Origin of the sequence: Polyangium sp. y55x31 (assembly GCF_029946505.1) — a bacterium.
Taxonomy (GTDB): domain Bacteria; phylum Myxococcota_A; class Polyangia; order Polyangiales; family Polyangiaceae; genus Polyangium.
Map to the genome: position 1 here is coordinate 76,636 of NZ_JARZHG010000015.1, position 20,518 is coordinate 97,153.

Annotated in this window: 19 protein-coding genes and 1 tRNA gene; 10 read left to right on the forward strand and 10 right to left on the reverse strand. The window is 69.2% G+C overall.

Going from position 1 to position 20,518, the window contains the following annotated elements; genetic code table 11:
- Positions 1-12: 12 nt before the first annotated feature.
- Positions 13-1,650: a uroporphyrinogen-III C-methyltransferase gene (cobA, locus tag QHF84_RS25135; protein WP_281315944.1), complete on the reverse strand. Its 1,638-nt coding sequence runs from the start codon at positions 1,648-1,650 to the stop codon at positions 13-15.
- Positions 1,651-1,735: 85 nt separating this feature from the next.
- On the opposite strand from cobA, the gene QHF84_RS25140 reads away from it, so the two are divergent.
- Positions 1,736-2,509 carry a GAF domain-containing protein gene (locus QHF84_RS25140; protein ID WP_281315945.1) on the forward strand — a complete coding sequence of 258 codons (774 nt, stop codon included), beginning with the start codon at positions 1,736-1,738 and terminating at the stop codon, positions 2,507-2,509.
- 37 nt (positions 2,510-2,546) lie between these two features.
- Here QHF84_RS25140 and QHF84_RS25145 read toward each other — a convergent pair.
- A tRNA-Cys gene (locus QHF84_RS25145) sits at positions 2,547-2,621 on the reverse strand.
- Between the two features lie 157 nt (positions 2,622-2,778).
- Between QHF84_RS25145 and QHF84_RS25150 the strand changes: the two genes are divergently transcribed.
- Positions 2,779-3,999: a hypothetical protein gene (locus QHF84_RS25150; protein ID WP_281315946.1), complete on the forward strand. Its 1,221-nt coding sequence runs from the start codon at positions 2,779-2,781 to the stop codon at positions 3,997-3,999.
- A 25-nt stretch (positions 4,000-4,024) separates the two neighbouring features.
- Here QHF84_RS25150 and QHF84_RS25155 read toward each other — a convergent pair whose 3' ends face one another.
- Both QHF84_RS25155 and QHF84_RS25160 read right to left on the reverse strand, forming a co-directional pair.
- A complete protein-coding gene (locus QHF84_RS25155; RefSeq protein WP_281315947.1) occupies positions 4,025-5,233 on the reverse strand; it encodes a hypothetical protein in 1,209 nt (402 codons plus the stop codon).
- 155 nt (positions 5,234-5,388) lie between these two features.
- Entirely contained in the window at positions 5,389-6,774 is a 1,386-nt protein-coding gene (locus QHF84_RS25160) for a sigma-54 dependent transcriptional regulator (protein ID WP_281315948.1), read from the reverse strand.
- A 264-nt stretch (positions 6,775-7,038) separates the two neighbouring features.
- On the opposite strand from QHF84_RS25160, the gene QHF84_RS25165 reads away from it, so the two are divergent.
- Positions 7,039-8,565, forward strand: coding sequence for a hypothetical protein (locus tag QHF84_RS25165; protein WP_281315949.1), 1,527 nt, complete (start codon positions 7,039-7,041; stop codon positions 8,563-8,565).
- Between the two features lie 56 nt (positions 8,566-8,621).
- Here the strand turns inward: QHF84_RS25165 and QHF84_RS25170 are convergent, their stop codons facing one another.
- Positions 8,622-10,472, reverse strand: a complete 1,851-nt coding sequence (locus QHF84_RS25170; RefSeq protein WP_281315950.1) for a hypothetical protein — start codon at positions 10,470-10,472, stop codon at positions 8,622-8,624.
- Between the two features lie 192 nt (positions 10,473-10,664).
- Between QHF84_RS25170 and QHF84_RS25175 the strand changes: the two genes are divergently transcribed.
- Entirely contained in the window at positions 10,665-11,939 is a 1,275-nt protein-coding gene (locus QHF84_RS25175) for a metallopeptidase family protein (protein ID WP_281315951.1), read from the forward strand.
- 53 nt (positions 11,940-11,992) lie between these two features.
- Entirely contained in the window at positions 11,993-13,021 is a 1,029-nt protein-coding gene (locus QHF84_RS25180; protein ID WP_281315952.1) for a peptidyl-prolyl cis-trans isomerase, read from the forward strand.
- 11 nt (positions 13,022-13,032) lie between these two features.
- Here QHF84_RS25180 and QHF84_RS25185 read toward each other — a convergent pair whose 3' ends face one another.
- On the reverse strand, positions 13,033-13,848 hold the full coding sequence (locus QHF84_RS25185) for a hypothetical protein (RefSeq protein ID WP_281315953.1): 816 nt from the start codon (positions 13,846-13,848) through the stop codon (positions 13,033-13,035).
- A 107-nt stretch (positions 13,849-13,955) separates the two neighbouring features.
- Positions 13,956-14,579, reverse strand: coding sequence for a hypothetical protein (locus QHF84_RS25190; RefSeq protein ID WP_281315954.1), 624 nt, complete (start codon positions 14,577-14,579; stop codon positions 13,956-13,958).
- 68 nt (positions 14,580-14,647) lie between these two features.
- On the opposite strand from QHF84_RS25190, the gene QHF84_RS25195 reads away from it, so the two are divergent.
- From QHF84_RS25195 to QHF84_RS25205, 3 genes are read left to right on the forward strand one after another with little or no spacing between them, the layout of a single operon-like run.
- Positions 14,648-14,944, forward strand: coding sequence for a 4a-hydroxytetrahydrobiopterin dehydratase (locus QHF84_RS25195; RefSeq protein WP_281315955.1), 297 nt, complete (start codon positions 14,648-14,650; stop codon positions 14,942-14,944).
- A 19-nt stretch (positions 14,945-14,963) separates the two neighbouring features.
- Positions 14,964-15,752, forward strand: coding sequence for a ribonuclease III (rnc, locus tag QHF84_RS25200; RefSeq protein WP_281315956.1), 789 nt, complete (start codon positions 14,964-14,966; stop codon positions 15,750-15,752).
- A 23-nt stretch (positions 15,753-15,775) separates the two neighbouring features.
- On the forward strand, positions 15,776-16,192 hold the full coding sequence (locus QHF84_RS25205) for a hypothetical protein (protein WP_281315957.1): 417 nt from the start codon (positions 15,776-15,778) through the stop codon (positions 16,190-16,192).
- 77 nt (positions 16,193-16,269) lie between these two features.
- Here the strand turns inward: QHF84_RS25205 and QHF84_RS25210 are convergent, their stop codons facing one another.
- Positions 16,270-17,430 carry a hypothetical protein gene (locus tag QHF84_RS25210; RefSeq protein WP_281315958.1) on the reverse strand — a complete coding sequence of 387 codons (1,161 nt, stop codon included), beginning with the start codon at positions 17,428-17,430 and terminating at the stop codon, positions 16,270-16,272.
- Positions 17,431-17,533: 103 nt separating this feature from the next.
- Between QHF84_RS25210 and QHF84_RS25215 the strand changes: the two genes are divergently transcribed.
- Together QHF84_RS25215 and QHF84_RS25220 are read left to right on the forward strand one after the other, a co-directional pair.
- The gene (locus tag QHF84_RS25215; protein WP_281315959.1) at positions 17,534-18,052 is read left to right on the forward strand and encodes a tRNA (cytidine(34)-2'-O)-methyltransferase; all 519 of its coding nucleotides are present in this window, start codon (positions 17,534-17,536) and stop codon (positions 18,050-18,052) included.
- A 5-nt stretch (positions 18,053-18,057) separates the two neighbouring features.
- On the forward strand, positions 18,058-18,510 hold the full coding sequence (locus tag QHF84_RS25220) for a hypothetical protein (RefSeq protein WP_281315960.1): 453 nt from the start codon (positions 18,058-18,060) through the stop codon (positions 18,508-18,510).
- A gap of 82 nt (positions 18,511-18,592) precedes the next feature.
- On the opposite strand, the gene QHF84_RS25225 is transcribed toward QHF84_RS25220, so the two are convergent.
- Entirely contained in the window at positions 18,593-19,099 is a 507-nt protein-coding gene (locus QHF84_RS25225; protein ID WP_136920397.1) for a CarD family transcriptional regulator, read from the reverse strand.
- A gap of 443 nt (positions 19,100-19,542) precedes the next feature.
- Positions 19,543-20,493: a Ppx/GppA phosphatase family protein gene (locus QHF84_RS25230; protein WP_281315961.1), complete on the reverse strand. Its 951-nt coding sequence runs from the start codon at positions 20,491-20,493 to the stop codon at positions 19,543-19,545.
- Positions 20,494-20,518: the final 25 nt, after the last annotated feature.

Below are 20,518 nucleotides of genomic sequence, written 5' to 3' on the forward strand. Positions count from 1 at the left end.
CGCCCGCTCATTTCACGTTCGCGCGAAATACCGCTCCACCGCCTCCACGAGCCCCTCCATCGTGCTCGTCTCCGCCGTCACGGCGACCTCGATCCCCCGCGCCCGCGCGCTCTCCGTCGTGATCTCTCCAATGCTCGCCACCGTCACGCCGGAGAGCAGCGCGCCCGCGCGCGCCCCGAGCGCCGACACGAGCCCTTCCACCGTGCTCGTCGCCGAAAGCAGGACCACGTCGATCGATTTTTCCTCGAATCGCTGCACGAGCTCCGCCGTCCGCTCGGGCCCTGCCTTGCGCGTCTCGTACACCGGCACGACCCGCACCTCGCAGCCCGCCGCCCGCAGCATCTCGGGCAACGCCTCCCGCGCCACGAGCGCGCGCGGGATCACCACCCGCACAATCTCATTGCCTAACAAACGTTTCCGGATTTCCTCGTCCGCCAGGATCGCGCCCGCCAATCCCTCGCCGCGAAAATCCGCCGGCACGATGTCCGCGCGAATTCCCCTGGAGAGCAGCGCCGCCGACGTCCCCGTCCCGATCGCCGCCACCTTCGCGCGGCCAAACGCTCGCGCGTCGAGGCCCTTCTCTGCGAGCGCCTCGAACAGCCGCTCCACGCCATTCTCGCTGGTGAACGCCACCACGTCCCAGGCGCCGAGCTCCGAAACGAGCGCCGTCACCGCCGAAGCGTCCGGCGGCGGACCGATCTCGATCGCCGGCCACACGTAGGGCTCGGCTCCTCGCTGCCGGAGCCGCTTCGCCACCGATTGCGCTTGACCCCGCGGCCTGAGCACGACCACGCGTTTCCCGAACAACGGCCGCGTATCGAACCAGCGCAGCGCCTCCCGCCGCGTGGCCACTGCCCCGACGAGCACGATCCCCGGGCTCCCGAGCCCTTCCGCGCGCGCCTTCGCCGCGATCTCCGCGACCGTCCCCGTCACGACCCGCTGCTCGGCCCGCGTCCCCCACTGGATCACGGCTGCCGGCGTCTCCGGCGCGCGCTTCGAAGGCCCGAGCAAGCCCGCCACGACCTCTTCCAGGTTGTGCATCCCCATCAGCACGCAAATCGTGCCTTTCACGCTGGCGAGCTCCGACCAGTCGTATCCCGCGCCCGATCGCATCGTCCCGCTCACGATCGTCACGCTCGACGCGAGGTCCCGGTGCGTCAGGGAAAACCCTGCATACGCCGTCGCCGCGAGCGGCGAGCACACGCCGGGCACCACCTCGAACGGCACGCCGGCGCGCGCGAGCGCCTCCGCCTCCTCCGAGCCTCGCCCGAACAGGTACGGATCGCCGCCTTTCAGCCGCACCACGCTCTTTCCTTCGCGCCCGAGCCGCACGAGCTCCGCCTCGATCGCCTCCTGCTTCGCTTGCTTCGAGGCTCGATCCGCGCCGCGCTTGCCCACGGGCATCACCACCGCATCGGGCCGAACGCGCAAAAGCAAGGCCGGATGAATGAGCTCATCGTGCAGCACGACCTCGGCGCTCGATAGAAGCTCGGCCCCACGCTCGGTCAAAAGTCCAGGATCTCCGGGGCCCCCGCCCACCAGGTACACCGTCCCGGGCGCGGCGGCACGTGCCGCGGATCGCGTGAATTCCCCGCCTTCTTCGCCTTCTGACCGATTTTTCATGATCCCCGCGCGGCCTTTCGTCTTCACCTGATTGCCATATCCTTGACACAATGCGCAATTCGCCTAGATTCCGCCCATCACATCCCTTCCTCGCTCAGGGATCTTTTGCTGTATGCGATCCATCAAGCTGCTCACCGAGCCCAGCGCGGGCGTCGTCGATCGATGGTACGTGTCCGATGGGGCGACGGCGGTCGGTCCTGTCGGCATCGAGCTCATCGCGCGGGGCCTCGAGGCGGGAAAGGTGCCGCTGGAGAGCTACGTTCGTCACGAGGCGTGGAAGGTGTGGCGACCTCTCTCGGAGCTCGCGGTGGTCTCGGTCGACTCCGCGGCGCCCACGCCGCCCTACCATCCTCGCCCCCCGGAGACCATCCCGGGCGGCGCGGGTGACGACATCACGCAGCCTGGTCGGCCCGTCTTTCCGGACGAGGTGATGCCCCAGGACGTCCTCGCGGGCGCGGCGGACCTCGATGACGCGCTCTTGCTCCTGTTCAACGCGGCCGTCGTGCGCACGGGGGCCGACGCGGGGCTCGTGCACGTGGTGCGTCCCGACGGAGCGGTTGTCCTGTACGCGCATGGCCCCTTCGCGCGTGACATGATCGGTGAGCGGACGAGCCTCGTGGATCCGGCGCTCGCGGCGGCGGCGGAGGGCAACACGGTCGTCGCCGAGCCGGCGCCGGGCCCGGCGGGGCAGGCCGTGCGGGATCGACTCCTGCACCTCGGCATCTCGTGCGACGCGGCGTGGATGGTCCCCGTGCTCGCGGGCGGCCGCCTCGCCGCGGCCATCGAGCTCGGCCGCAAGGCGCCGCGCCTGCGGGCGAGTGAGCTCGCGGTCGTCGAGGCTCTCGTCGACGCCCTGTCGTACCGCGCCGATCACGACGCCTGGTGATCAAGGCCGGGAGAACCCGGCCGAACGAAGCAGTTTCTGGAGGTGAGGACGGGATTCGAACCCGCGTATGACGGTTTTGCAAACCGTTGCCTAACCGCTTGGCTACCTCACCGCGGCTGGTAGGGGCGCGTTTTTGCCCCATCCCGCGCCCTCTGTCAAGCGTCCGTGCACGACACCTTTCAAGTGACCTTCACTACAGTCCCTTAAACTTTTTCGGTGCCGCGCCTCGATCCGGTACGATGTCCGTGCTGGGCGAGCGGAGAACGGGCATGCGTGCGATCGTCGGATGGGTCTGGGCCGCTTGCCTCCTCGCGGCGCCCTCGTTTGCCCTGGGACAGGGCATCACGTCCACGCCTCCGCGCCGTGACCAGCAGCCGGAAGCGAACCCGACGCCGAAGGCGACCAAGCCCGAGCCCGGTCCGCAGCCCTCGGGAGATGGCGCGGCCAAGGACGCGGCGAAGACCCCGCCGCCCTCGAAACCCACGCTGAAGATCGAGCTCCACGGCGGTGCCTGGCTCTTCTACTACCAGCCCTTCCAGCCTCCCGAGGAGAAGCCGTTCCTCCGGATGCACGTGGCGCACCTGAATTTCGACGGCTCGATCGGCGATTTTGGCCTCTTCTTCAACGCGAGCGTGCGCGACACCCGCATGCGCGAGTTCTACGAAGGCCCGGCCTGGGTCGAAGAAGGCTACTTTTACTACAAGCACCCGCGCGTCATGGTGAAGGTCGGCAAGTCGTACAGCCGCTTCGGCCTCTTCTGGGACAACTCGTTTTTCGGGCCCATCCATTTCTACGACGGCATCAAGCTCGACCCGAACTACGGCATCTCGATCGAGGGCAACGCGGGCAAGGAGACGGGCCTGCGCCTCAATTATTTCGCGCAATATTACCTCGTCGACGGCCGGACGAACGGCTCGTACGTCGGCCGCGACACGATCAGCATCCCCGGCGCCAGGCGAAGGCACATCACCATCGTCCGCGCCGAGCCCGCTTATTCCTGGAACAAGGACACCTCGATCCTCCTGGGTGTGTCCGGGCAATACTTCCAGGCGGACATCCCGGCGCTCGACAGGAAAAACAAGGACGTGCTCCGGTTCGCCGTCGACGCCACGGTCAACATCGGCCCAGTGAGCGTATGGGGCGAGGTCATGCGCCAGATGGGCCAGAGCGTCACGGACTGGCCGATCCCGCCCGTCCCCGCGACCGCCACGGCGCCCGCCGTCCCCGGCCGCGCCTCCGCGAGAAACGATTATTTCCTCGTCGGCGGCGAGGCGCGCATCTGGAAATTCGTGGCCCGCTACAACGTGAGCGGCGTGCGGTACCACGACGCCGGCGTGAGCGAGTTCATGCATCAGCCGGGTCTCGGCTACAACATGAACGACAACCTCCAGTTCCTCGTCGAATACGCGCACTGGACGCAGCACCCCGCCCCGGGCGTCGGAAAGTTCCTCGACCAGAGCGTCGCCACCACGATTCACGGATATTTTTAGGAGAGCCGCCCCCCCGGGCCGACGATCACTTCACGCAGGCGCCGCTGTTCGCGCAGGCGAAGTCGTCGCAATCGACGAAGGGATTGCCGTCGTTGCTGATGCCGTCGCTGCACTCGGCGTACGAGAGCTCGTGCTGGCAGACGGTGATGCTCGGCTTGCGGCTGCAGGAGTTGTCCGCGCAATCGACGAACGTGTTGCCATTGTTGTCGACGTTGTCCGAGCACTCGGCGTCGTTCGCCTCGGGGCAGATCGTGACGTCGGGGTTCAGCGAGCAGCCGAAATCGGCGCAATCGATGAAGTTGTTGTTGTCGTCCGTCGCGCCGTTCGAGCACTCCGCGTTCGCCAGCGCCGTCCACTGGTTCGCCGGCGGCATCGGGTTCGCCGGCACGTTCGCGTCGCACACGATGATGCCCTCGCGCTGACAGCCGGGATCCTCGCAATCGGAGTACCCGTCCTTGTCGTCGTCGAGCCCGTTCGAGCAGAAGATGTTCGAATCTTCCTTGACGAGGTTCTTGCACGCCGTCACGTCCGGGTTCACGAGACAGGCATTGTCGCTGCAATCGATGAAGTTGTTGCCGTCCTCGTTCTGCCCGTTCGTGCACGCGGCGTTCGCGAGCGCCTCCCACTCGGCCTGCGTCGGCAGGGGGTTCGCCGGCTGGTCGCCCGTGCAGACGACGATGCCCTCGGCCTGGCAATCGGTGTCCAGGCAATCGCTCTTGCCGTCGCCGTCGTTGTCGATCCCGTCGGAACACCGGCCGTTCGACCATTCACGCTTGCAGAACGCGAGCGCCTGGCACGCCGTCTCCTGGCAATCGGTTTTTCCATCCATGTCATTGTCGATCCCGTCCGAGCAGAGCGGGTTCGACGCTTCCTGGATCTTCGCGCACGGCGCGACGCTGTCGCAGTTGAAGTCGTTGCAGTCCTTGAAGCCGTCGCAATCGTTGTCGAGGCCGTCGCTACACGCTTCCGTGGTGTTCTCGTCGCCCGTGGGCGTACACATCGTGCCGCTCGACGACGATCCGCCCGCCACGCCCGTGCTCGACGTGGTCATCCCGCCCGAGCCGCCGCCCGACGCGCCCGCGCCGCCGCCGCCCGACGCGCCGACGCCGCCCGACCCGCCTTCGCCGCCTTCGCCGCCGATCCCGGTCGTATTGCTCCCCGTCGCGCGACACGCCCCGAGCCCGAGGCCCAGAGCACCCGAAAGAATCAAAGCAACGTACGTCTTCGACTTCATGACCCGTCTCCTCGCCGCGGCCTCTTTTGCGCCACGACTAAGCTCTCGTCCCGAGGGGGACGCCTCGCGTCCCCCTCTCGCCCGGGCAAAGCCCGGTCGATTCACCCCCCGAGGGAAGATCGCTTCGCGATCTTCCGAGCATCGAATTCGATGCTCTACCCTTCATCCTCGGCCTCCGCCTTGTCGCCGCGCAGCCCGAGCGCTTTGCATTTCTTGTAAAGGTGGCTCCGCTCGAGGCCGAGCCCGCGCGCCGTCGACGCCATCGCCCCGCCGTGATGTGCGAGCGCCTCCTCCAAAATCCGCCGCTCCGCCTCCTCGGCGAGCACCCGGAACGGCGTGCCCGGTCGAAACAGGCCCGTCGGCGTCCCGGCCGACGCTCCGCCCAGACAAACCCGCACGTCCTCCGCGTCGATCTGCGCGTCCGGCGTCAAAATCACGAGCCGCTCGATCAGATTCCGGAGCTCGCGCACGTTGCCGGGAAAGCCATACCCCGTGAGCACCTCGATCGCGCCCTCGGTCAGGACCATGCCGGGCCGATCGTTCGCGGCCATCGCGAGGCCCAAAAAATGCCGCGCGAGGAGCGGAACGTCCTCGCGGCGCGCGCGGAGCGGCGGCAGCGCGAGCGGCACGACGTTGAGCCGATCGTAGAGGTCGGCGCGGAACTCGCCCTTCTGGCAGGCGGCTTCGAGGTCGCGGTTCGTCGCGGCCACGACGCGCACGTCGACCTTGATCGTCTCGTGCCCGCCGACGCGCTCGATCTCGCGCTCCTGCAGCACGCGCAAGAGCTTCGCCTGCATCGGCATCGGCATGTCGCCGACCTCGTCGAGGAAGAGCGTGCCGCCGCTCGCACGCTCGAACTTTCCGCGCCGTTGCTTCGTCGCGCCCGTGAACGCGCCGGCCTCGTGGCCGAACATCTCGCTCTCGATGAGCTCACTCGGGACCGCGGCGCAGTTCATCTTTTCGAGCGGCCCCTTCGTGCGCTTGCCGGCGAGGTGGATGGCGCGCGCCACGAGCTCCTTGCCCGTCCCGCGCTCGCCGGTCACGAGCACCGTCGCGCTCGCCTTCGCGGCCCGCGCGATCTGCTCGCGCAGCGCGACCATCGATCGGCTCTCGCCGATGAGCTCCCCGAGCTGCCCGGCCTGCGCCCGCAGCACCTTCGCTTCGGCCTCGGCCCGCACGAGGCGGAGCGTGTTGTCGAGCACGAGCAGGAGCCGATCGGTCGAGAGCGGCTTCTCCAGGAAATCGAGCGCGCCGAGGCGCGTGGCGCGGACGGCGGCGTCGATCGAGGCGTGGCCGCTCATCATCACGATGGGCAGGTCCGAGCCCCCGGTGCGGACCTTTTCGAGCAGCGACACGCCGTCGCCGTCGGGGAGCGCGACGTCGAAGAGCGCGATGTCGTAGCTCTTCTTGGCGAGCTTCTCCTCGGCGATCCGGACGCCGCCGGCGACGTCGACGGTATAACCTTCGAGGGAGAGGGCCTTCTGGAGCGTGGTGAGGATGGAGGGCTCGTCGTCGACGACGAGCACATGGCCGCGCGGCATCGGCAGACCCTAGCACCCGTCCGCCGGGCAGGGGACGGGCCCATGCCGAACGCCCCCGCAACGGCACCGGTTCGAACGCGAGCTGTAACGGAGCCCCGCGAAGTGGAAGCGAGCGAGCGGGGGGTGGGGGGCAGAGGAAGGCCCGACGATTCTCCGCGCAGCCGAGAATCGGCTCAGGGCCGACCGGAGCCCCCCACGTTGGGAAAAGCCCCCCACGTTGGGGATGTACGAACGTGGTTCGCTTCGTGGTACGTTCGAGATCCCATGCCTGCCGAGATCCTTCCGACCGCAGAAGGCGATCTCGGGCGAACGCCCTTCGCACACCTGCTCGTCTACGTGCTGGACAAGCAGCTCACGGGCGCGCTTTTTCTGCGCGAGGCGTCGGGCGTCGAGCACGCGATCCGGCTCGAAGCGGGCGCGCCAGTAAAAGTTCGTCCGGGCGACGGGCACGTGATGCTCGGCGAGATGCTCGTCGAGGCCGGCGCGATCGACGAGGCCACGCTGCAAGGCGCGCTCTCGATGCACGGGCTGCTCGGCGACGCGCTCCTGCTCGCGGGGTGCGTCGAACGCGACCTGCTCGAGCAGACGGCGGCGCGTCAGTTCACGCTGCGGATGACGCGGCTCTTCGGCCTCGGCGCCGACACGACGTACAGCTACTTCGATGGCCGCACGGACCTCGTCGACGATGCGGCCCCGACCTCGACGATGCACCCGCTCGCGGTCCTCTGGGCCGGCGTGCGCGCGCACGCGGCGGCCTCGTCGATGATGGCCGAGACGATCGAGCGCCTGCGCGACGTCACGATCCGCATCCACGCCGCAGCGGCGATCGAGAGGTTCGCGCCGACGCCCGACGAGCGCGAGATCCTCGATCGGATCCGCACGAGCGAGCTCTCGCTCGCGCAGCTCTTCGCCGCGGGCTTCGCGCCGGAAGAGACGCTTTGCTGGATGGTCTACGCGCTCGTGATCACGCGCTCGCTCGACCTCGGCATCGGCACGACGCCGCTCTGCGCGGAGATCCCGCCCGAGCCGCAGCCGGCCACGACGCGCCCCGTGACGCTCGCGCGGATCCGCCTGCGCGCGGCCTCGCATCGCGTGGGCGCGGCGGCGCCCGATCTCGCGGGCGACGGGGAGCGCTCGCGCGTGCAGCCTCGTCCGCGCAAGCGTGGTCGTCCGAGCGCGTTCACGCTCGCCGCGCGCCGCATCGGCACGCCTCCGCCGATGGAGGCCGTGGCCGTGACCGAGCCGCCGCCGTCCGCGGTCGTCGAGACGGACCCTTCGCCGCCGGCCGTCCCGAAGCCCGCGGCGGCCGAGCCTCCGACCACCGAAGCGCCCTCCTCGGAGAGCGACAAAGCGCCCACCGTGCCCATGCCACCCGAGGGCCAACCGGACGCCGCGCGCCCGGCGCACGCGCTCTACTGCCTCGCGACGTCGCGCATCGCGGAGCGTGATCTCGCGGGCGCGCTCGCGGCGTGCCAGCTCGCGCGCGAGGTCGATCCGACGCAGCCCGACTATGCTGCGCTCGCCGTGTGGATCCGCTCGCTGCTCGGCGGCGCGGATCTTCGCGCCCGCGTGGCCGAGCTCGACGCGCTGCTCGAAGCACGCGAGGACCACGCGCAGGCCTTGTTCTACCGGGGATATCTGCGCCGCCGGATCGGTGACGAGCAGGGCGCGGTGCAGGATCTCCGCCGCGTGCTCGACCTCGATCCGGACCACCAGGACGCCGCGCGGGAGCTGCACCGCATCGCCATGGGCAAACCGGCGAAGCGACCGAGCGGGTTGTTCCGGAGCTAGCGGGAGGCGCGGCGATCGTTGGTCCTCCAAGGAGGTAACGATCGCCGCGGGGTTCGTCAGGGCGCGAGACGGACGCTGTAGAGGTCGGCGCCGCCGCTGCTCGTGACCGTGCCGACCTGATCGCCGAACGCGATCTCCTGCTGGAAGCTGCCGCCCACGATGACGTTGCCTTTCCCGTCGACGGCGGCGGCCCAGGCGGCCTGCGTGCCGTTGACGCCAAACGTCTTGTTCCAGAGCAAAGACCCGTTCCCCGCGGAGAACTTCACGACGAATACATCGTTTCCATTGCCCGCCGTGAGCGTACCGCCGCCGAAATCGACCGTGCCGTCGAAATGCCCGGTCACGACCACGTTCCCCGCGCCGTCCGCGGCGATCCCCGCGCCGCGCGAGGTCCCGGTGATTCCGAAGCGCTTGCTGTTCACGTGGTTTCCGTTCGCCGCGGCGAGCTCGGCCACGTACACATCGGCCGCCCCCGCGGCCGTCATCGCGCCGCCGCCGAAATCGAGCGCGCCGGAGAAGCGGCCCGTGAGCAGGACGTTGCCGTTCGGCGCGGCGGCGATGTTTCCGTGGAATTGATCCGGGGCCGAACCGAAGATCTTGCTCCACACGTGATCGCCGTTCCCCGTCGCGTACATGCCGACGATGATGTCGCGGCCGCCGGCTCCACCCATGTTGCCGCCGCCGAGATTCGCGCCGCTCTCCGTCTCGCCCACGATCGCGACGTTGCCGTTCTTCGTGACCGCGAGGCGCCGCCCTCGTTGGTTGTTGTTGTAGTTGAAGACGCGGCTCCAGCGATGATTCCCTGCGGAATCGTAGCTCGCCAGGAACACGTCTTCCATGTTGGGGTCGAGATTGCCGCCCCCGAGGTTCACGGCGTCGCTCGTGAGCCACCCCGTCAGGTACAGATTCCCCGCCGCGTCGGTGTCCACGTCCTGCGCCGATTGCACGTTCGTCCCGCCGAGCTTCTTGCTCCAGACGTGCGCGCCCCCGGAGTCGAACGTGGCCATGAAGATATCGCCGACCTGGCTCTGCAGGCCGCCGCCGCCGAAATCGACCGTCCCGTTGAACTCGCCGACGATCGTGATATTGCCCCCGCTGCCGACGGCCACGCCGCGCGCGACGATGTAACTGTCGCTGCCGAACGACTTCTCCCACGCGAGCTTGCCGTCCGCGCCGATCTTCGCGACGTACGCGCGTCCCCCGCCGATGCCGAAGAGATCGGCGTTCAGGCTCGCGTCGATGATCCCCGCGACCACGTATCCGCCGTCGGGCGTGACCGCCACGTCGTAGATCCCGTCGTCCATCGGGTCCATGGTGTTCTGGGGAGACGTGACCGAACCGATTGGCGTGCCCGTACACGCGACGGCCGTACCATCGCAATCCTCGTCGGCCTCCGTCGTGCAATCGTCGAATCCAGGCTGGTTCGTCTGCGTGCACGATTCGATCGTTTTTCCATCCGCGCTGCACGTGCCCATACCCGCCGCGCAGATGCCTTCCAGACCCGTGTCGCACGGGGCCGGCTGGCCCGGCTCGCAGAGGCAGACCGCCACCTCATTGGCCTCACCATTGCAGTCCTCGTCTCCAGGCTGGGTGCAATCTTCGGCCGCGGGAAGGACTTGCCCCTCGCAGGAGCTCCACTCCATGCCGTTGTCCCCGCAAATCTCCATGCCGGCCTTGCAGGTGCCGACGTTCTTCGTGCCGTCGGGCCCCGAATAACACTCCCTCGTCTCGCCCGGCGTACATGCCTCGCTGCCGCCCGTGCCGCCCATGCCCCCGTTGCCCCCCGTGTTGCCCATCCCCCCGGAGCCCGCCGTCCCCCCCGAGCCGGCCGTGCCGCCTGTCGTGACGGGGATCGATCCATTCGTATCGAGCCCGCACGCGAGCGGCGTCGCGGAGAGTCCGAGCACGGCGAGCAGACCTAGAGAGCGACGAATCCGACGATCCGCGTGGGGCATGACCATTCTCCTGTGCGAAAAGCAATACGCGCCGAGGACGCGCTGGGGGAGGAATCGACTTTACGGGAGCCCGGCGGCCGAATCAATGCCGCGCCCATGCTCCGATGGGTTGACGCTGGCGCGCTCCGGCCTCATCGCCTCGGCGTGCCCCGCCTCTCCGCCCGCGTGCATCTGCCGTCCGGCCGCGCGGCGCGCCTCTCCGACGAGGCCGCTCGACGCGCCGGAGCACGCGCTCGCACGCCCGATATGCGCCCCGGCGGCTGCATGGAAGCGCTCGCGATCCTCGAAGCCGAGGACGTCGCGAAGACCGACGCGGGCGCGCCGCTCGACGTGCGCGGTTTGTCCCTGCGTGACTTCCACGTGCTCCGCGCGCTGCTCGTCCACGCCGGCGCGCAAACCGAAGAGCCCGCCGAGCTGCCTTGCGAGAACTGCGGCGAAGCCTTCCGTGTGGTCCCGTCGCGCCTGCTCGAGATCGCTCCGTTCGTCGACGGCGAGCTCGACGACCCCGAGCTCGACGCGCCCTTCGATCACGAAGCCGCGCACGCGATCCCGGCGATCCGCGTGGGCACCGAGCTCGCCCGATCGATCCGCATCGCCGCGCGCACGGTCGAGGAGGCCCTCCCGCTCTTCCGTGCCGAGTCCACGCCGACCCGCATCACGCCCGCGCTCGTCGTCGCCATGGGCATCACCGCGCTCGGCCGCGAGCGCCGCGCCTCCGCGATCGCCAAGGCGCTCACCGAGGCCCCGCCCGAAGCCTACCAGGCCGTCGCCGATCTCCTCTACGAAGCGCACTACGCCGCGCGCCTCGTCGCCGTGCATCGCTGCGCCGCGTGCGGCGCGCGCAACGACCTCGACGTCCCGTGGCAACGCGAGATCCCCTACGAGATCGGCGAACCTCGCAAGCCACGCCGCGCGTTCCCGGACCTCGATACGTTCGAGGCGATGGTCACGGAGGCCGCCGAGCGCATCTACCGCGCGCGCGGCGTTCGCAACATCGACCTCCTCGTCGACGACGGCGTGCCCGCCTGCGACGACGGCGGCGAGCCGCTGCTCGGCTGCTACACGCCCGGCGGCACGGACGCGACGCTCGGCATCCCACGGGCGCCCGAGATCCGCTTGTTTTACCGGACGTTCCAGACCGAGCACCGACGCGATCGTTCGTTCGACGTGGCCGCCGAGATCGACGAGACGATCGACCACGAGATCACCCACCACCTGCATCACCTCGCCGGCGACGATCCGCTCGACGACGAGGAACACGCGGAGATCGAGAAGGAAGCGATCCGCAGGATCGGCAAGCGTGAAGCCGCGCGCCGCGCGAGCCGAGGCCTCGCGTCGGACGTCGCGGGGTTCGTGCGGACGACGTGGCCGCTCTTCGTGATCGCGTTCGTCGCCACGTATTTCACGTTCTGCCGCTGAAAGAAGGCGAGCCGGCTTGACCTCGGCCCCCGCCCGGCAAGAATGGCCTCGTCATGCGCCCTGCCTCGATTTTGCGCGCGATCCTCGCCTCCTCGATCGCGCTCGTCGCCGCCACGGCCGCGAGCTCGTACGTGCTCGCCCAGGCGGCCGCGCCGAGCGACGGCGACGCGGTCGTCGCGAAGGTGGGAGTTCGAACGATCACGGTGCGCGAGGTCGAGCGCAAGCTCGCCGCGATGCCGCCGTTCCAGCTCCGCTACTTCGGCAAGACGCACGACGAGATCCGACGCAAGTTCGTCGAAGAGACCATCCTTAAGGAGACGCTCTACGCCGAGGGCGCCGAGGCCGCGAAGATGCGCGAGCTGCCCGAGGTCGGAGAGCGCATTCGAAGCGTGCTGCGAAACGCGATCGTCGCGCAGATCCGCGCCGAGGTCGCCGCGCAAGGCGCCGTGACCGACGAGGAGGTGCGCGCCTACTACGACGCGAACCGCGACAAGTACCACGCGCCGCCGCGCGTCGCGATCTGGCGCATCCTCGTGGCGACACGCGAGCAGGCGCTCGACGTGATCCAGAAGGCGAAGGCCGATCTCTCGCCGAAGCGCTGGAACGAGCTCGCGCGTGATCTCTCGCTCGACAAGACGACGAACATGCGCGGCGGCAACCTCGGGCTCGTGGCGCCGGATGGAACGACGACGGACCCGAACGTGAAGGTCGACGTCGCGCTCGTCAAAGCCGTCGAAGGCGTCAAGGACAGCGAGCTCGTGCAAGAGCCCGTGGCCGAAGGTTCGTCCTGGGCCGTCATCTGGCGGCGCCAGAGCATCAAGGCGGTCGATCGCCCGATCGAGCTCGAAGCGCCCTCGATCAAGCAGATCCTGATGCACGAGCGCACGCAGAAGAAGATCCAGGAGCTCGTGGCCTCGCTGCGCAAGGAGCACCTCGGCGAGACGAACGCCGATCTTCTGGAGCTGCTCGGCGTGAGCGCGATGGGCGAGGTCGCGCCGGCCAAACGCCCCGGCACCTTGCCCTCGTCGCGGCGCCCCGCAGGACCGCCCGCGCCCTCGCAAACGCCCGTAGGCCCGCGCTGACGCGATCGCGCTCAGGCGAGCGCGATCGCCATGAGCAGCCCGAACGCCGAGACGATCGCCGAGATCACCGCGACGACCGTGCCCGTGCGCCGCGCGCGCGCCGCCGCGTCCTCGGGCAAACCGTAGACGCCCTTGAGGAGCGCGTCCGAAGCCCGACCCGGCACGCGCATCGAGAGCGCGAGCACCTCGGCCGCCGCCTTCGCACCCCGCGATCCGAGCATCCAGATCGCGCCGAGCGGCCCCGTCATCAGATCCCAGCCGCAGGAGTACAGGCCAAACCGGAGCGCGCGCCTTCGTTGCGGACGCGCGCCTTGCTTGCGCGCGCCCGCGTCGAGCGCCGCGCCGTGGCTCGCGTGCGCCAGGACCATCCAGAGCGCGAGCGCCGGTACGCCGATGACGAACCACTCGATCGCCCGCACGCGCATCTCCGGATCCCCGATCACCTGAAGCGCGAGGTTCGGCAGCGCGAGCGCGGCGAGCGGCAGGAGCATCGCCACCATCGAGCCGACCGCGAGCATCTCGGCCAGGATCGCGAACCGCACGGCCGGCGGCAACGCGCCGTCCGGCAGCGCCGAGAAAAACGCGTCCGCGCCCTGCGTCGTCGCGAGCGCCGTCCCCCAGAGCCGCGACCACGACGTCCCTCCCGGACGCTCCCACGGCACGATGGCCATCACGCCCGAGGCCGTCTCGTCCGCGGGCGTGCACCCCGAGCAATCCGACTGGCCGCAGATCGTGCAGAGCACGGCCGCGGGCACCTCGAAAGCATCGGTGTCGGACGAGTCCGCTCTCGGACGGACTCGTTGCGCGCTCATCGGTGTCTTGGCCATGGCGCACCTCCGACGGACCCGCCCCGCGCCGCGCGAAGAAAAGCCGCCGCCCACAGAATACGCGAGCGCCCCGGCCGTGTCGACCCAAGGCGGCCGCAAAAAAGGCCTCAATGCAGCATCTCGTCGCCCTTGCGCGCCTCCTTCGACGGCAGGTCGAAGGCGCGCCCGCCGAAGCGCGTCGCGACGCCGAGCGCGAGCAAGCCGAGCACGAACGTCACGTGCAGACCGTACGCCCACTCGAAGCGAACGGGCCGGTTGCGCGTGCTCTCGGGGACCACGGTGACGCGCACGATCACGGTCATGATCACGATCGCCGCGAGGAATCCGACCGCGAGGCGCGCGCCGCGCATCGCGTGGATCGAGCGGCGCGAGAGCACGAGCGGGAGCATCACGATCCACGACACGAAAGGCGCCCACATCCACTGCAAGCGCGTCGCGAACTCGAACCCCGTGAGCACCTGGAGCTCCGGCGCGGTCTCGCGCACCCAGGGCAGAAAAAACGCGACGAGCCCGAGCGCCGCGATCCCGACGAGCGCGCCGCGTCCGCGCCCGGCGTACGCGAACGGCACGGTCTCCATCTCGGGCGGCACCGGCGCCTCGTCTTCGAGGGCTTCGCGCGAGGGCGGCAGCTTGCGGATGTCCTCCAGCGCGAGGCCACACTCGGGGCAGACGCGCGCCTCCGAGGGCTCGAACATCTCACGGCAAAAGGGGCACGCGACGAGGGCGGGCATGAGCGGGGAGGAGTTTAGCGCGCGCCGGGTTCCCAGCGCGCGCCATGCCGTCTACAAATGCCCCCACCATGTCGAAGCGACAGAAGCTCGAAGACGACGCGATCCACGCGTTCCTGGCCGCGCACGCAGGCTGGTCGCGCGCGGGCGACACCATCCAGAAGACCTACAAGTTCCCCGACTTCTCGACCTCGCTCGCCTTCGTCGTGCGCGTCGGCCTCGCGGCCGAGAAGCATGATCATCATCCCGACGTCCACCTCGGCTGGGGCCGCGTGACGGTCGTCTGGTCGACGCACGACGCCGGCGGCATCACGGGCGTCGACACGGAGATGGCCGAAGCGACCGATCGGCTTTACGGAGGCCCGTGAGCGAGGATCCGACGCGGTGATGGATTCCTCTCGAGAAGCGCTGCTTTCGCGGCTCGGATGGAGCGGCGAGCTCCCTCATCTGGAGGAGGCGCTCACGCACCCGAGCTTCTCGAACGAGCAACGCAAGGGCGCATGCGCCGACAACCAGCGGCTCGAATTCCTCGGCGACGCGGTGCTCGGGCTCTGCGTGGCCGAGCTCTTGATGCAACGCTTTCCCGGCGCCGACGAGGGCGAGCTCTCGCGGATGCGCGCGGCCCTGGTGAACCCGGATCCGCTCGCCGCGTGGGCGCGGACCGTCGAGCTCGGCGCGGCGATCCGGCTCGGTCGAGGCGCGCAAGCGGCAGGCGAGCGCGACCGCACGAACGTGCTCGCGGACGCGGTCGAGGCGATGATGGGCGCGCTCTACCTCGATCGTGGGCTCGACGCGGCGCGCGCTTTCGTGCACGCGGTGATCGCGGAGCCGCTCGCGCGCCTCACGGAGGGCCCGCGGCGCACGCGGGACCCGAAGAGCGAGCTGCAAGAGCGCGTGCAGGCCACGGGCGGCCCCTCGCCCCGCTACCGCGTCGTGCGCGTCGAGGGACCTCCGCACCATCGGGACTTCACGGTGGTCGTGGAGATCGACGAGCAGGTCGTGGGCGAAGGCCAGGGCCGCTCGAAGAAGGTCGCCGAGCAGGAGGCCGCGCGGGCCGCGATCCTGCGCTTGTGGTCAGGTGACGCGGACGCGGCGGGCGAAGTATCTTCGGGATCCAACGAGTCGGAGGGTCGTTCGTCCAACGGGGCCCTCCCCCGGTCGGAGGACGACGCCTGAGACATTCGAGGAGGTTTTCGAGGATGCGCCGAATCGCACTCGCCGTGCTCGTGACGCTCGCGCTGGTCTTCACCGTGCTGCCGGCGTGGGCGGGCAGTTATCTCGACCGCGCCGCCCTTCTGCTCGACGAGGCGCGCAAGGAAGGGGACATGCTCCAGCCCCGTACGTTCGACAAGGAGCTCGTGCTCGTGGTGAAGGCGCTCGCGGAGGCGCGCGCGCGTGTCGGCCGCAAGATGGAAGTGCCCGCGGCCGTGACGAAGGCGCACCCGCACCTCTTGCTCGTGCTCGAGAACTACGAACGCGCGGCGTCCGCGGCCGAGGACGGCAACTTCAAGAAGTTCATGGAGCACCTCAACACGGCGCGCGACGAGGACCGGAACTTCCGCGCGATCATGCGGGAGCTCGGCTACACGCTGCCGGACGTGAACACGAAGAAGTGATCCTGTCGCAGGCCTGAAAACGAAACGGGCCGCCTCGATCGAGGTGGCCCGTTTTGCTTTCTGCGTCGCGCTCGTTTCTAGAGGACGAGGCCGACGTCGAAGGCGAGCGTGTACTGCCGGGGCATGCCCTCGAACTTGTTCACCTTCGCGGCCGGATCGTCGTTCGGATCCGGCGTGAAGACCTGCGAATCCTCGTCCTGGTTCGCCTCCTCGGGATCGACGACGTCGGTCACGAAGTGCGCGCCGATGCGCACCATCTGGAAGCGGAACTGCAGGCCCGCGTCGATGCGGTGGCGCGTCATGCGGACCGGATCGAAGACAGCGGTGTTGTTGAAGTCCGCGCTCGTGCCCGCGGCGCAGACGGGCTGGCCGTCGTGGTACGTCTTGCCCGGATCGGGCGTGGCCGGGGAGTTGCCACCGCGGTAGCCGCAGTAGTTCAGCGCGTCGGTGTTCGGCGTGAGGTCGATGAGGCCGGAGTCGCCGAAGATGCGGAGGAACGAGTAGCCGACGTACGGCGTGAGCACGACGCTGCCCGCGATCGGGATGGGCTTCGAGAGCTGCGCGTCGGCGGCCGCGACCGTGAGTTGGAACTCGGGGTTGCCCGTCAACGTCGTGACCGAGCCGCCGACCGCGATGTCCGGGAAGATCGCGGGGATGCCCGTGCGGAAGCCTTCGAGCAGCGCGATGCGCACGTCGGCGCCGAGGATGCCGATGTTCGAGTTCGCCATGAACCCGATCTTCGTCCCGAGCTCCATGCCGAGGATGCCGAGCGGCAAGGACAGCGGCGCGAAGCCGTAGCGGGTCTTCATCGAGAAGACCTGGAGGAAGTCGTCGGGCCCGGTGTTGCGCGTCGAGAAGAGCTTGTTGTTCGGGTCCTGCTTGCCTTGCGTCCCGAGCGCCCAGTATTGCGAGTCCGACGAGATGTTCGTGAACGCGCCCTCGAACGCGAGATCGAACCCGCCGTAGCCCGTCGTCCGCGCGGGATGCATCGCCGTCGGCGCGAGCGCGAAGCCCCACTCGCCGATGAGCTTGGCGAAGGCGAGATCGTCGGTGCCGCAACGGGAGTAGCCCGACTGCGGGTTGTAGTAGAGGCCGCCGTTTCCGCCCGGCGCGCGGCAACTCTCGTCCGTCACGAGGCGCGCGAGGGCGGGGTCCATCGTGTCCGCCTCTGCCTGGCGAGGCACCGCCACCGCCGCGACGAGCGCGGCAGCCGCCGCGATCCACCCGAATCGACGCATACCAGGATCTCCGAGCCGCGAGGCTACGGTGGGGGCCGCTTTCCCGTCAAGGTCTCTGAGGGCGGAACCTTGTGCCCGGGGCGCATGGGGCTAGAAAGACCGCGTGGCCAAGGACCAGCGCCCTCGCCTCCGCGCACGACCGCTCGACGAGCCCCTGCACGTCGTGCTGGTCGATCCCGAGATCCCGCAGAACACCGGCAGCATCGCCCGGCTCACGGCAGCCACGAAGAGCAAGCTGCACCTCGTCGGCAAGCTCGGCTTCCGCATCGACGAGCACTCGGTTCGCCGGGCCGGCGTCGACTACTGGCACCTCGTCGAGCTCCAGCAACACGCCGACTTCGAGCAGTTCCGCGCGAGCTTCCCGAACACGCGGCTCTGCCTCTTCAGCGCCGTCGGCACGAAGAGCTACCTCGACGCGGGGTACAAGCCCGGCGACGCGCTCGTGTTCGGCAAGGAGAGCAAGGGCCTCGACGACGCGCTGCTCGAGCGCTTCCCCGACGACGTCTACGGCATCCCGACGCTCGGCCCCGTGCGCTCGCTGAACCTCGCGAACGCGGTGGGCATCGTGCTCTACGAGGCCTTGCGGCAGATCGGCGCGTTCTCGCAGACGACGCTCGGGTGAACGCGATGATGCGACCTCTCCTGCTTTGCCTCGGCCTGCTCGCCTCTGCGGCGGGCTGCAACCGGCGCCCGGTCAACGCCACGCCCGACGGCGCGGTCCGCGAGCTCGTCGAGCGCTTGCGGCTCGTCAACGGCGACCCGGCCGCGGCGAAGAGCGCGTTCGAGCTGCTCTCGAAGCGCGCGCGCGGAAACCTCGCCGAGCGAGCTCAGCGCTACAGCGCGGCGAGCGGCAAGCAGATCGCGCCCGAGGCGATGATCGTGCCCTCGCGCTTCGTCGTGCGGTTCGAGCCGCAGCGGTATGCCGCGCAGATCTCCGGCAACCACGCGCTCGTCGAGATCATCGGCCTCGGGCCTGAGGACCACGCGCAGGTCGCGTGCGTGTTCGAGGACGAAGCGTGGCGCGTGGATCTCCCGTTTCCGGCGCTGCCGCCGGTGCAGGTTCGTCCGGGAAATAATTAAAAAAAACGAAGGCCGATTCCTCGTGGAATCGGCCCTGTTTCGGGGAACCGCGCTGCCCCCTTTGCCCGCGCGGCTCTACGGTTCAGTTGGCGAGAAAGATCGCCTCGATCTCCGTCTTGACCTGTTCCTCTGTCTGGCCACGCGCGATCGCGATCTCCTTGACGATGAGCGAGCGCGCCGTGTCGAGCATGCGGCGCTCGCCGAAGGAGAGCTGCTTGTCCGTCTTCAGGCGGTAGAGGTCACGCAGGACCTCGGCGACGTCGTAAATCGAGCCGGTCTTGATCTTGTCCATGAAGCCGCGGTAGCGGCGGTTCCAGGTCTGGTTGTCGAACGCGATCGTGCGCTCGCGCAGGATGTCGAAGATCTCGCGGATCTCCTGCTCCGAGATCACCTGACGGAGCCCGACGGCACTGGCGTTGGAGACCGGCACCATGATCTTGCGGTCGGTGTCGAGGATGCGGAGAACGTAGAAGCGCTGGCGGTTCCCGGCGATGTCTTTCTCTTCGATGTTGACGACCTCGGCCACGCCCTGGGCCGGATACACCGCCTTGTCGCCTACCTTGAACTGGATCTCCGAACGAGCCTGCATACTGTCTCCTTTGCCTACCGCCCCGCCGCTTCGATCCCCTGTTCCCGCTGGGCCGAGCGATGCGATCGCTCGAGGTCGGCCAGGAACCGTTGGATCTGGTGTCTCATTCCGAAGAGGGGAGCGCCGCCGCGACGACCACGATAAGGGCCTGGGGGAAGCGGGAAATCGCAGAGCGCTGCTGGTTCGGTCACCATCGAAGACACCGCGGGGGAGCTGACGGTGGAAGGGGTTTCGGGGTTGTTGAGAGAAGTCCCCTCACGTCTCGAGATCGCGACGTCCCGGTGAGGGGTTAGTTTGCGCCAGGCGCGCGCACTCTAGTGAGAACGCCGGGATCTGTCAACCGAATTGGCTTCTCCCGGCGAGCTTCCATACAGATATGGCAACGGTCCGGTGAAACGGCAACGGACACGCGTATGGATGGGCGGCAGAGCGAGCGATCGCCGTTACGCCTCGCGCCCTTCGGCCAGCCTTCGCGCGAGCCCCCAGCGCACGCCCCGATCCGATACGACGAGCTCGACGGTGGATTCCACGGCGGGCGTGCTCGAGGCGCGTGCCTCGCGAGCCCACGCGAGCACCTCGGCGACGAGCTCGCCACCGGCGACGATCACGTCCGCACGCTCCGGCTTGATCGTCCGCAAGGCGCGTCGCTCGGCGAGCGGCATCGCCGCGAGCGAGCCCACGGCGCGGATGACCTCCTCCTGCGAGAGACGCGCCCCATGCACGCGAGACGCGTCGTAAGGGAAGACGTCCCGTGCATAGGCTGCGATCGTGGTCACTGTGCCTGCCACGCCGACGAGCGCGCCGCTCGGCGAGAAGCCCGTGCGCGCGAGCGAGGCGCGCACGTCCGCCCGCACCGCTTCGAGCTCCGCCGCCGTCGGTGGGTCGCTCTTCACGTGCCGCTCGGTGAGCCGCACGCTGCCGATGTCGAGGCTCGTCGCGTGCGCGAGCCCCGTCGCCGTGTCGCCCGTCACGATCTCCGTGCTGCCGCCCCCGACATCGAAGACCGTGACGGGGCCCGAAAGACCGAGCCCCGACAGCGCGCCTTCGAACGTGAGCTCCGCCTCCTCGCGACCCGAAATGACGCGCGGCTCGACGCCGATCCGCGCCTTCGCCTCGGCCCGGAAGGCGTCGCCGCCGCTCGCGTCGCGCATCGCGCTCGTGCCCACGGCGGCGACCTTCGCGGCGCCGCACGCGTGGAGCTCCTTGCCGTACTGCGCGAGGCAGTCGAGCGTGCGGGCAACGGCCTCGGGCGCGAGCGTGCGCGTCGCGTCGACGCCCTGCCCGAGGCGCGTGATCGTGGCGCGCTCGAGGATCGGCACGAGCTCGTCGCCCCTCTGCTCGACGACCAGCAAGAGAACGGAGTTCGTGCCGATGTCGATGGCGGCGAATCGCATGGAGCTCCAATGGTTGGAGGGCAAA